General features: G+C 71.9%; 8 protein-coding genes. 5 read left to right on the top strand and 3 right to left on the bottom strand.

Annotated elements, in window-relative coordinates; translation table 11 throughout:
• Positions 1-59 precede the first annotated feature (59 nt).
• Positions 60-1610 carry a hypothetical protein gene (locus ACN269_RS25320; RefSeq protein ID WP_421474759.1) on the bottom strand — a complete coding sequence of 517 codons (1551 nt, stop codon included), beginning with the start codon at positions 1608-1610 and terminating at the stop codon, positions 60-62.
• A gap of 197 nt (positions 1611-1807) precedes the next feature.
• On the opposite strand from ACN269_RS25320, the gene ACN269_RS25315 reads away from it, so the two are divergent.
• Genes ACN269_RS25315 through ACN269_RS25300 form a run of 4 tightly spaced genes read left to right on the top strand, consistent with a single transcriptional unit; the run spans position 1808 to position 7696 of the window.
• Entirely contained in the window at positions 1808-4486 is a 2679-nt protein-coding gene (locus tag ACN269_RS25315) for a LuxR C-terminal-related transcriptional regulator (RefSeq protein WP_421474758.1), read from the top strand.
• Between the two features lie 16 nt (positions 4487-4502).
• The gene (locus ACN269_RS25310) at positions 4503-5789 is read left to right on the top strand and encodes a nicotinate phosphoribosyltransferase (protein WP_421474757.1); all 1287 of its coding nucleotides are present in this window, start codon (positions 4503-4505) and stop codon (positions 5787-5789) included.
• 31 nt (positions 5790-5820) lie between these two features.
• Positions 5821-6402 carry an isochorismatase family protein gene (locus ACN269_RS25305; protein WP_421474756.1) on the top strand — a complete coding sequence of 194 codons (582 nt, stop codon included), beginning with the start codon at positions 5821-5823 and terminating at the stop codon, positions 6400-6402.
• Between the two features lie 40 nt (positions 6403-6442).
• On the top strand, positions 6443-7696 hold the full coding sequence (locus ACN269_RS25300) for an MFS transporter (protein WP_421474755.1): 1254 nt from the start codon (positions 6443-6445) through the stop codon (positions 7694-7696).
• A gap of 375 nt (positions 7697-8071) precedes the next feature.
• Here the strand turns inward: ACN269_RS25300 and ctaD are convergent, their stop codons facing one another.
• Complete coding sequence (gene ctaD, locus ACN269_RS25295; RefSeq protein WP_421474754.1) at positions 8072-9829, bottom strand: cytochrome c oxidase subunit I; 1758 nt, start codon at positions 9827-9829, stop codon at positions 8072-8074.
• Positions 9830-9959: 130 nt separating this feature from the next.
• The gene (locus ACN269_RS25290) at positions 9960-11066 is read right to left on the bottom strand and encodes an FAD-dependent monooxygenase (RefSeq protein ID WP_421474753.1); all 1107 of its coding nucleotides are present in this window, start codon (positions 11064-11066) and stop codon (positions 9960-9962) included.
• A gap of 299 nt (positions 11067-11365) precedes the next feature.
• On the opposite strand from ACN269_RS25290, the gene ACN269_RS25285 reads away from it, so the two are divergent.
• Positions 11366-12490: a GH12 family glycosyl hydrolase domain-containing protein gene (locus ACN269_RS25285; RefSeq protein ID WP_421474752.1), complete on the top strand. Its 1125-nt coding sequence runs from the start codon at positions 11366-11368 to the stop codon at positions 12488-12490.
• Positions 12491-12492 lie beyond the last annotated feature (2 nt).

Below are 12492 nucleotides of genomic sequence, written 5' to 3'. Positions count from 1 at the left end.
CTCGCACCTCGGGGGAAGCGAGGCGCCCAGCGAGGTCGAGCCGCACGGCGGGCACGCTCTCAGGCAAGCAGGATGCCGTGTTCGATCGCATCGGACAGCACCACGCCGAGCGAGAGACGGATCACCTCGAACCGCCGGGAGATCTCGCGGGAAAGCTCCAACTCGACCTCCCGCAGCGCGCGCTGCGACCAGGCCCGCGCTGCGCTGTGGTCGTCCTTTCCCGGGGTGCGCCACTGCTGCCAGCATCCGCCGGAGAGCGCCACCGCGATCGGCGGAAGCACCTCGTCACGGGTTGCCGTGGGGTAACCGGCGAGCGCGTCGATCGCCTCGACGCCGGTCAGTCCGGCCACCCCCGCCGTACTGGTGACCAGCAGAACCCGGTCCAGGTCGCGGCCCGCGCGATGGTCGGCCAGGCCGTACTGGATGGCCGTGGCGATCCGACGACGTACACCCTCCGTGGGCGGCGTGCCGAGCACCTGGGCGGTGGTGTCGGCCACGATGCCCCGCACCGCTTGGTCGCACTGCGCGGTGGCCAGCAGCGACAGTGCCGCCATCTCCCGGTCGAGCAGATCGGGAAGGCCTGCGCAGCCAACCCCGAAGACGATCTCCTGAACGGCCCGCAGGTGGATGTTCGCCAGTTCCAGGGCCAGGTGCTGCCGGATCCGCTGGGCGCAGGAGCGGGCCTGCCGGTCGAGCTGTTCGGACCAGTCGCCCGGGTCGGCGGCCACCGCCACCCGCCCGTGCTGCCCCGGCAGCACGGGCGGTTCGGTGCTGGCGCGCTGCAACCCCTCGGTCGCCGACCAGCCCACCAGCGCCCGGCGTAGGTCGGCGGCGGTGTCGACGCCGTCGACCGGGAACCAGCGCGCGGCGGCCAGGGCGGGGACGGCGGCCAGCAGCGCCGCGCGGTGCGCCGCGACGGTCACCGCGACCGGGTCCACCTCCCCCGAACGACCGACCGTCGGCGGGACGGACGCCCCCGTGTCCTCCGTCGTCACCGTGCCGTCGGCCAGCGGCGCCCAACCGGCCGTGCCGGGCGTCACCGCGAAGACGACCTCCACCGGGCCCGCGGCCACCTCGGCGAGCAGGTTCAACTCGTGGGCGGTGAACGCCTGGTCGGCCGCGATCACGAAGAGCAACGCGCCGGCCCGCCCGACGGCGTCGCGCAGCACCCGGACGCCGGCCACGCCGAGCGCGCCGGTGTCCGGCGTGTCGATCAGGGTGAAGTGGCGCAGCAGCGGCTCGGGCACGCTCAGCTCGACCCGTCGGGGAGGGCGGGCCAGTGCCGGGCCGGCCGCGTCCCGGTCCGCGCCGTACGAGTGCGGCTGGCGGTAGCCCGGGACGAACGCCGCCCGCGTCGGCACCTTGGCGTGCCGGACCACCAGCCAACTGCCGGCCGGCACGGTGAGCATCACCGGATCGAGACCGACGAGGGTGGCGAGCACGGCACGCCGGTCGGCGCCGGCGGGACCGACGGCGACCACGCCGAGCGGCTCGTCCGCCCGGGGACTGGGCACGTCGACCTCGGTGGGCAGCGGGCCACAGGCCGGCAGATCGGCTGAGCCGGCCATGTCGCCGGGCGAGTCGAGTGAGGGGAGAGGGCCCTGCTGCATCGGGTGGCCTCCCGGGGCTGGCGACCGGCACGCCGGTCGGATGGAAATTCCGGTGACATTACCCGGATGCCCGAAGAGTACGTCCGGCCTGCCGACCAGGCGGAATACCGCAAGTACTCAGCGGTAATTGTGCGACTACTCAACTTCGGTGCGTGACGATGCGGGCGCGGACGGAATTCGATGGATATGCTGCGCGGATGAGTCGATGGAAGTTCGTCGGCCGGACCGATGAACTCAACCGCCTGCTGGCGGCGGTTACCGGCGAGGCCGGCCGGGGGCTCTTCTTCAGCGGCAGCGCCGGCATCGGCAAGAGCCGGCTGTTGCGGGAGGGCGTCAACACCCTGCCCACCGACCGGTACGCCATCTGGTCCATCGCGGCGAGCGCCACCACCGCGGCGCTGCCGTTCGGCGGGCTGGTGCAGGTCCTCCCGGCGGAGCAGCCACAGGGGCTCTCCCCCGCCGGCATCCTGCGCTGGGCACTGGGCGTCCTGCAACAGCAGGCCGCCGGCCGACGGATCGTGCTCGCCATCGACGACGCCCACCTGCTCGACCCACCGTCCGCCGCGCTCGTGCACCTGGTCGCCCGCGCGGACAACGCCACCGTGGTGGGCACCCTGCGCGACGGCGAGCAGATCCCGCTGCCGATCCGCGCGCTGTGGACCGACGACCTGGTCGAACACGTCGAGCTGACCCCGATGCCGCCGTCGGAGACCGCCGGCCTGCTGGCGGCGATCCTGGGCGGACCGGTCGACGCCAACTCCGCCGACCGGCTCGGACGGCTGTCGGCCGGTAACCCGCTGCTGCTGCGTGAGCTGGTGCACGCCGCCAGCGGCAGCGAGGAGTTGAAGCGCACCTACGGCCTCTGGAAGTGGACCGGGCGACTGGAGCTGGCGCCCAGCCTCACCGACCTGATCGACACCCGCGTCGGGCAGCTCACCGACGGCGTCCGTACGGTCGTCGAGCTGGTCGCCTTCGGTGAGCCGCTCGGGCTGCACCTGCTCAACCAGGCCGCCGAGCAGTCCGATGTGGAGTTCGCCGAGGAGCGTGGGCTGATCACCGTCGTCCAGCACGACCGGCGGACCAACGTACGCCTCGCGCACCCGCTCTACGGCGAGGTGATGCGTCGCCGATGCCCGGTCAGCCGCACCCGACGCCTCCAGGCGCACCTCGCCGAGTTGCTGGAGCAGGTCGGCAAGCGCCGCCGCGACGACCTGCTGCGGGTGGCGGTGTGGCGGCTCGACTCCGGCACCGCGCAGGACGCCGCCCTGCTCGTGGACGCCGCGATGCAGGCGTTCACCCGGTACGACGTACCGTTGGCCACCCGTCTGGCCCGGGCGGCGCTGCACGCCGACGGCGGCTCGGACGCGGCGGAGCTGCTGGCCACCATCCTGATGTTCGCCGACCGACCGGACGAGGCGCTCACCGTTCTCGACGCGGTGACCCTGGAGCCCGGCGACGAGCGCCGCCTCTGCCGATGGCTGACCGTCCGGGGCATGGTCAGTTACTGGGGGCTCAGTCGGGAGTCCACGGTGGAGGAGATCGCGAGCCGCGTCGAGCAACTCGGCGACTCCGCCGACCGGGCCCGTGTGCAGGCCTTCGAGGCGATCATGCGGCTGCACCGGCTCGACACGGCGACCGCCGTCCGGCTCAGCCAGACCGTGCTGGACCGGCCGGCGGCCAGCATCGCCGCCCGCGAGCTGGCCCGCAGCACCATCGCGTACGTCCAGGCCGCCGAGGGTCAGCTGACGCGAAGCGGCGCGGCCGTCGCGCAGGTGCACTCGGCCGCCGCGTGCTGGCGCACCGACATGCCGTACCTGCAACTGGCCCTGGAGCTGGCGCGCGGCACCCGGCTCATGCTCACCGGCGATCTCGTCGGGATCGACGCGATCGTGGCCGACGAGTTCGCCGACCTGGCGGGCGCCGGTGACTTTCGGCTCGGCACCGGCTACCTGGCGATCCTCGCGGCGTACGCCGCCCGGCTGCGGGGGCAGAGCGACGCGGCGATGCGTACCTCGTTGGGCGCCTGCGCGGTGCTGGCGACCAGCCGGGTCTACGCGGGCCTGGCCCAGGCCGAGCGGGCCCAGGCGGCGGCGCTGCGCGGCGACGCGGCGCAGGCCACCGAGGCGATGGCCGAGGCCGACCGCACGCACGCGCCGGGCATGGCGGTGCTCTACCCGTGGTTGGAGCAGGCCCGGGGCGCGGTGCTGGCCGTCTCGGGTGACCTGCCGGGCGCGGCGAAGCACCTCAGCGACCTGGCCGACCGGCTGCGCGCGGACGGCTTCGCCGGGCACGAGGTGCACGTCCTGCACGACCTGGTCCGGCTGGACCAGGCCGGCGCGCCGATCGGCCCCACCTGCTCCGACGGCGGGCGGCGGACCGTGGCGCAGCGCCTCGCCGAACTGTCCGAGCGGGTGGACGGCGTGTTGCCGCCGCTGCTGGCCCGGCACGCACGGGCGGCGGTGACCGACTCGGCCCCGGACCTGCTGTCGGTCGCGGACGACTACGCCGCGCTGGAGCTGACCGTGTACGCGGCCGAGGCCACCGCCCAGGCCCTGCACCTGTTGCGTCAGCAGCACTCGGCGGCGGCCGGCGAGGCACGCGAACGGCTCGCGGGGCTGCTCGGGCGGTGCAACCTGATCCGGACGCCGGCGCTACGGGCCGGAGCGCCGGTGCTGACCGAACGCGAGTGGCAGGTGGCGCGCCTCGCCGCGCACGGCGCGACCAGCAGAGCCATCGCCGAGCGGCTGTATCTCTCCGCCCGCACGGTGGAGAACCACCTACAGCGGATCTACGCCAAGCTCGGCGTGACCGGCCGGTCCGAGTTGTGGGCCGCGCTGCGGTCGATCCCGGGGCACGAGGGCGACGACTCGGCCTGAACCTTAGGCTGGGACGGTGAGCACCCTCCGCCCCGCGCTGCTGACCGACCACTACGAGCTGACCATGGTCAGCGCGGCACTCAAGGACGGCACCGCCGACCGCCGCTGCGTCTTCGAGGTGTTCAGCCGCCGGCTGCCCAGCGGCCGACGCTACGGCGTCGTCGCCGGCACCGCGCGACTGATCGAGCTGATCCGCGACTTCCGGTTCGACCCGGCCGAGGTCGACTTCCTGCGACGCACCGGGGTGGTCGACGACGCGGCAGCGGCCTGGCTCACCGACTACCGCTTCACGGGCGACATCGACGGGTACGCCGAGGGTGAGCTGTTCTTCCCCGGTTCGCCGATCCTGACCGTCTCGGGCGGCTTCGCCGAGTGTGTGGTGCTGGAGACGGTGGCGCTGTCCGTGCTCAACCACGACTGCGCGGTGGCGGCCGCCGCAGCCCGGATGGTCACCGCCGCCCGGGGCCGCGCCCTGATCGAGATGGGGTCCCGGCGGGCACACGAGGAGGCGGCCGTGGCGGCGGCGCGGGCCGCGTACCTGGCCGGCTTCCGGTTCACCTCCAACCTCGCCGCGGGCGAGCGCTACGGCATCCCCACGGCGGGCACGGCGGCGCACGCGTTCACGCTGCTGCACGACGACGAGCGGGCGGCGTTCGCCTCGCAGGTCGCCACGCTGGGCAAGGACACCACGCTGTTGGTCGACACGTACGACATCTCGCAGGGCATCCGCAACGCCATCGCGGTGGCCGGGCCGGAGCTGCGGGCGGTCCGGATCGACTCGGGCGACCTGGCGGTGATCGCGCAGCAGTCCCGGGAGCTGCTCGACTCCCTGGGCGCGACCGAGACCAAGATCATCGTTTCGGGCGACCTCGACGAATACTCCATCGCCGCGCTGGCCGCCGAGCCCGTCGACATCTACGGCGCGGGTACGGCCGTGGTCACCGGCTCCGGAGCGCCCACGGCAGGGCTGGTCTACAAGCTCGTCGAGGTCGACGGCCGACCGGTGGTGAAGCGATCCGAGCACAAGGCCACCATCGGGGGGCGCAAGGTGGCGGTCCGCCGGCACAAGCCCACCGGCACCGCCACGGAAGAGATCATCGTCCCGCAGGGCGTGCCCGACCGGCAGGCCAACGACCGGCTGCTCCAGCGCTCGTACGTCGTCGACGGCGAGCCGGTGGCCCTGCCGACCCTCGACGAGTCCCGGGAACACCTGCGCGAGTGCCTCATCTCCATCCCGTGGGAGGGGCTGAAGCTCTCCGCGGGTGACCCCGCCGTGCCGGTCACCGTCGTACCCGCCGGCTGAGCCCCCTGATCCGACCTCGAAGGGACCCCCGATGGCCAACGCGCTGATCATCGTGGATGTGCAGAACGACTTCTGTGAGGGCGGCTCGCTGGCCGTCCCGGGCGGCGCCGGGGTGGCCGCCGGGATCTCCCGGCTGCTCGCCACCGAGCCGGAGCGGTGGCGGCACGTGGTCGCCACGAAGGATTACCACATCGATCCGGGCCCGCACTTCGGCGATCCGCCGGACTTCGTGGAGTCCTGGCCACGGCACTGCGTGGTCGGCACCAGCGGCTCGGAGTTCCACCCGGAGCTGGAGACCGGACGGGTCGAGGCGATCTTCCACAAGGGCGAGCACGCCGCGGCGTACTCCGGCTTCGAGGGCCACGCCGACGACGGCGAGTGCCTGGCCGACTGGCTGCGCCGGCACGACGTGGACACCGTCGACGTGGTCGGCATCGCCACCGACCACTGCGTCCGCGCCACCGCGCTCGACGCCGCCCGCGAGGGCTTCGCCACCACGGTCCTGCTGGAGCTGACCGCCGCAGTCGCGCCGGAGACCACCGACGTGGCGCTGCGCGCCATGGACGGCGCCGGCGTGGTCCTGCACGGCGAGGCTGTGATCAGGGCCGCATGAGGCGGTAATTGGTTGGCCAACGGTCCGCGACCCGTCGAGGATGTCGCCGGAGGTACGGACCAACATGAACATCAAGCCTTACCGGACAGCGCTCGCCCTGCCCGGCCTGCGGTCGCTGCTGCTGGTCGCCGTCCTCGCCCGCATCCCGCTCACGGCCACCGGGGTCACCCTGACCTTCCACGTGCTGCTCGACCTGGACGGGACGTACGCTGCGGCAGGCCTGGTGGGCGCCGCCATCACCGTGGGCGCGGCGATCGGCGGTCCGCTGCTCGGCCGCCTGGTCGACCGCCGTGGCCTGCGGCCGGTGCTGATGCTCACCGGGCTCGCCGAGGCGGTGTTCTGGACCACCGCCCCCTCGTTGGCATACCCGCTGCTGCTGCCAGCCGCCTTCGTGGCCGGCTCGTTGGCCCTACCCATCTTCTCGGTGGTCCGCCAGTCGATCGCCGCACTGGCTCCCGAGGATCAACGGCGGCCGGCGTACGCGCTGGACTCCATGTCCGTCGAACTGTCCTTCATGATCGGTCCGGCGCTGGCGGTCGCTCTGGTCACCGCGATCTCCGCGCAGACCACCATGTACCTCGTCGGCGCCGGCATCGTCGCCGCCGGGGCCGCGCTGTGGCTCCTGAACCCGCCGATCCGTGGCGCGGCCGAGCCGGTCGGCCCACGACGTCGGGTGCCCCGCCGGGAGTGGCTGACGCCCCGGCTGCTCGCCGTACTGGCGCTCAGCACCGCCGCCACCCTGGTCCTCGGGGGGACCGACGTGGCGGTGGTCGCCGTCCTGCGGGCCAGCGGCGAGATCGGCTGGACCGGCGTCGTGCTGGCCTGTTGGGCGGTCGCCTCGCTGGTCGGCGGCTTCGCCTACGGAGCCGTGCACCGCTCGCTGTCACCGCTGGCGCTCACCGCGGCGCTCGCGCTCTGCACCATCCCGGTCGGGTTGGGCGGCGCACACTGGTGGCTGCTGTGCCTGGCGCTGATCCCGGCCGGCGCGCTCTGTGCGCCGACCATCGCAGCCTCCGCCGACGCCGTCAGCCGACTCGCCCCGGCCGAGGTACGCGGCGAGGCGATGGGCCTGCACGGCTCGGCCGTCACCGTCGGCATCGCGATCGGCGCACCACTCGCCGGCGCGGTGATCGACGCACGTACGCCGCTCTGGGGCTTCGTGGTGACCGGCGCGCTCGGCGTCCTGGTCACGCTGGCTGTGCTCCCCGTCGAGCTACGTCGCCGCCGCACCGCCGACACCCCACTCCCGACAACAACCCCCACCGAACACGAACTAACCACCACAACCCACTAGCACCCCCGCACCCCGGCACCCCGGCACGCCGGCACGCCGGCACCCCGGCACCCCGGCACCCCGGCACCCCGGCACCAAGATCCGCACAACTTCCCTGATGTTGCTGCTTCCCTGAGCGTGGGAGACAGCAACATCCCGGAAGTTGCGCGGATCTTGCCGCTGGACCGCGCTCACGAGCGAGCGACCCGACCCTTCCCGCGCCGATCTTGCAGAAACTGTCGCCGTTTCGCCAGTTTCATCCCCGTTGGTGAGGACAGAAAGTGCAAGATCGGCGCGCGGAGGGCGCGGAGAGCGCGGGCGCGGGCTATATGACGCGGCGGGCGCCGCTCCCGGTGGTTCCGGGGGCGGCGCCCGTCGTACGAGCTGGGTCGAGCGTCAGTGCCGGTCGACGTTGCTGGCGGTGTCCTCGGTGTAGGTGGCGCCGCCGTCCGACTCGCTGGTGAGCGGCTTGGCGCCACCCTCCGGCGGACCGGCCACGCTCTGGCCGGCGGCCAGCTCCGGGAACTTCGCGTCGAACGCCGGCCGCTCGGAGCGGATGCGCGGCATCCGGTCGAAGTTGCGCAGCGGCGGCGGGCTGCTGGTCGCCCACTCCAGCGAGTTGCCGTGACCCCAGGGGTCGTTCACCTCGACCACCGGGCCGGTCTTGTACGACTTCCAGCAGTTGTAGATGAACGGCAGCGTGGAGATACCGGTGATGAACGCGCCGATCGTGGAGATCGTGTTCAGCGTGGTGAAGCCGTCACCGGGCAGGTAGTCGGCGTAGCGGCGGGGCATGCCCTCGGCGCCGAGCCAGTGCTGCACCAGGAAGGTGGTGTGGAAACCGATCATGGTGAGCCAGAAGTGCACCTTGCCCAGGCGCTCGTCGAGCATCCGGCCGAACATCTTCGGGAACCAGAAGTAGATGCCGGCGAAGACCGCGAACACGATGGTGCCGAAGAGCACGTAGTGGAAGTGCGCCACCACGAAGTACGAGTCCGACACGTGGAAGTCGAGCGGCGGGCTGGCCAGCAGCACACCGGTGAGACCACCGAAGAGGAAGGTGACCAGGAAGCCGACCGCCCAGAGCATGGGCGTCTCGAAGCTGATCTGGCCGCGCCACATGGTGCCGATCCAGTTGAAGAACTTCATACCGGTCGGCACCGCGATCAGGTAGCTCAGGAAGCTGAAGAACGGCAGCAGCACCTGGCCGGTGGCGAACATGTGGTGCGCCCACACGCTCATGGAGAGCGCGGCGATCGCGACGGTCGCGGCGACCAGACCCTTGTAGCCGAAGATCGGCTTGCGGGAGAACACCGGGATGATCTCGCTGATGATGCCGAAGAACGGCAGCGCGACGATGTACACCTCGGGGTGCCCGAAGAACCAGAACAGGTGCTGCCAGAGCATCGGCCCACCGGTCGCCGGGTCGTACACGTGGGCGCCGATCATGCGGTCCGCGGCGAGCGCGAACAGCGCGGCGGCCAGCAGCGGGAAGACCAGGATCACCAGGAGGCTGGTGACCAGGATGTTCCACGTGAAGATCGGCATCCGGAACATGGTCATGCCGGGCGCACGCAGGGTGAGCACCGTGGTGATCATGTTCACCGCGCCGAGGATGGTGCCCAGACCGGAGATGGCCAGACCCATGATCCACATGTTGGCGCCGACGCCGGGCGAGTGCTCGACGCTGCTCAGCGGCGCGTACGCGAACCAACCGAAGTCGGCGGCGCCGCCCGGGGTGATGAACCCGGCGGTCGCGATCGTGCCGCCGAACAGGTACAGCCAGTAGGCGAAGCTGTTCAGGCGGGGGAAGGAGACGTCGGGTGCGCCGATCTGGATCGGCACGATGTAGTTCGCGAAGGCGAACACGATCGGCGTCGCGAAGAACAGCAACATGATCGTGCCGTGCATCGTGAAGAGCTGGTTGTACTGCTCGGGCGACAGGAACTGCAGCCCGGGTCGGGCCAGCTCAGCCCGCATGACCAGGGCCATCAGGCCACCGATCAGGAAGAACACGAACGCGGTGACCATGTACATGATCCCGATCTGCTTCGCGTCCGTGGTTCGCAGCAGCCGCGCGATGGCCGACCCCTTGACCGGCTCCCGGACCGGCCAGGGCCGGGTCACGACCGGCTTGGGTGCGACGGTGGTCACGAGTGGCCTCCGGTTCTCGGTTGTCCCGCTCGGCTCACGCTGCTTATCGGCGGGCCGTCATCCGCAAGGAGGATAGTCCCCGGCAGGTCGCAGCGCCGCGTGGGGTGGCGTGACACGATCTACTACGGGCCTACAGCGGGCCGACCAGTAGCCGGTAGTGCTCCCCGAAGATCCGGCCGCCGCGTCCGCGCAGCAGCGGGTCGCGCAGCGCCGGCGGCACGTCCCGGGTCCGGTTGCGGTCCCGGGTCCGGTCGGCCACCCATCGGGTACGCGGGCGACGACGACTCTCGTACGCCATCAGCGCCGCCTCGACGCTGCCGGCCGCGCGCAGCGATTCGGCCAGCACCACGGCGTCCTCGAGCGCCATCGCCGCACCCTGCGACAGGGTGGGCGCGGTGGCGTGGGCGGCGTCGCCGACCAGCAGCACCCTGCCCCGGTGCCAGCGGCCCAGGTCGACCTCGTCGGTGATTCCGACGTCCACCCGGTCGAGTGTGTCGAGCACCTCGGGCACCGGGCCCCGGTAGTCGGCGAAGAGTTCCCGCAGTCGGGCCGACGGGTCGGCGGGCGGCTCGGTGCCCGCCTCGTCGGCGTAGCAGTGCAGCCGCCCCTCCCCGATCGGCACGAGCAGCAGGCCGCAGCGCTGCCCAAGCAGCGCGGTCCAGTCGGTGAGGGTCGGCCCGTCGCGCAGGACGGCCCGGTAGACGACGTGCCCGGCCGGGCGGGGCGGCCCGCCGAGGGCGGCCAGGGTCCGGACCGACGAGCGCGGCCCGTCGGCGCCGATGACCAGGTCGTACTCGGTGCGGGTGCCGTCCGTGAAGGTGACGCCGACGGCGCCCGGGAGTAGCTCGAGGGTGCGGACCTCGGCGCCGTGCCGGACGGCGCCGCCGGCGCCGCTGAGCAGGACCCGGTGCAGGTCGCTACGGGGCAGTGCCCGGCACTCCCCGACTCCGGTCCAGAGCGCGTCCAGGTCGACCTCGCAGAGTGGGACCCCGGCGGCGTCGAAGAAGCGCTGCCGGTGGATCACCTGCCCGAGGGGGCGGACGGGATCGTGCAGGTCCAGCCGGTGCAGCGCGCGGGCGGCATTGCCGGGCAGGTAGAGGCCGACATCGGTCGACTCCCCGGCCGGCAGCTTGTCGGTCACATCCGGCCGGAAGCCCGCCAGGCGCAGGGCTCGGGCCACGGCCAGGCCGGCGATGCCCGCGCCGACGATGAGGATGCGCAGGGGGGAGCTACGCATGGTGGTGTACGCCTCCGGAGGGGAACGGCACGCGTTGGAGGCAACACGCTACTCGGAGCGATCGACGCACACCAGAGCCGATCGGCCCGGCGCGAACCGCTTGCCGGCGGCCGCCGCCACTGACCGGGATGTGAGCTGACAGCCGTCCGGAGCGGGCGTGGCAATCCTCACAATTCGCCAGTTTGACGTGCGCGGTTGCGCCACAGTTTCAGACATGTAAATGTGTCGTTGAGCGTGGGAGCGCTCCCGCACCACCCCACCACAGCCGGCGCCCAGCTTGCGCCGAGTCAAGGAGCGTCATGAAGCGTCACCTTCGAGCCCTGGCCGCCGCCGGGCTGTTGCTCACCAGTTCCCTCGTGGCCGTGGCCCTCGGCGGCAGCGCCTCCGCCGACACCCTGATCTGCGAGCAGTACGGCTCCACCGTCATCCAGGGCCGCTACGTGGTGCAGAACAACCGGTGGGGCACGACCGCCCAGCAGTGCATCAACGCCACCAGCAACGGCTTCGAGATCACCACGCTGAACGGCAGCAGCCCCACCAACGGCGCGCCGACGGCGTACCCCTCGATCTTCTTCGGTTGTCACTACACCAACTGCTCCCCCGGCACGAACCTGCCGATCCAGGTGTCGCAGATCAGCAGCGCCACCAGCAGCATCAGCTACCGGTACGTGAGCGGCGCGACCTACAACGCGTCCTACGACATCTGGCTGGACCCGTCGCCCAAGCGGGACGGCGTGAACCAGATGGAGATCATGATCTGGCTGAACCGTCAGGGCCCGATCCAGCCCATCGGCTCGGTGGTCGGCACGACGAACCTGGCCGGCCGCACCTGGGAGGTCTGGCGGGGCAGCAACGGCTCCAACAACGTCATCTCGTACGTCGCGCAGTCCACGACCTCCAGCCTGAACTTCAGCGTCATGGACTTCATCAACGACACCCGCAACCGGGGCGCGATCACGAACTCCTGGTACCTGACGAGCATCCAGGCCGGCTTCGAGCCGTGGCAGGGCGGCGTCGGCCTCGCGGTGACCTCGTTCTCGGCGAACGTCAACGGTGGCGGCAACCCCACCAACCCGCCGCCGACGACCCCGCCGCCGGGCGGCACCTCGGCCTGCGCGGTGAAGTACACGGCCAACTCGTGGAACAACGGCTTCACCGCCGACGTGCAGATCACCAACACCGGCTCCAGCGCGATCAACGGCTGGACGCTGAACTACAACCTGCCCAGCGGGCAGACGGTCACCAACGCCTGGAACGCCACGGTCAGCCAGAGTGGGTCCGCGGTCACCGCCCGGAACGTGAGCCACAACGGGTCGATCGCCCCCGGCGGCACGGCCAGCTTCGGCTACCAGGGAACGCTGAACGGGTCGTACTCGTCCCCGAGCAGCTTCTCGCTCAACGGCAGGAGCTGCACGCGTAACTGAGT

The organism is Micromonospora sp. WMMD736, from assembly GCF_049179015.1.
Taxonomy (GTDB): domain Bacteria; phylum Actinomycetota; class Actinomycetes; order Mycobacteriales; family Micromonosporaceae; genus Micromonospora.
This window is presented reverse-complemented; position numbering and strand designations above follow the sequence as displayed.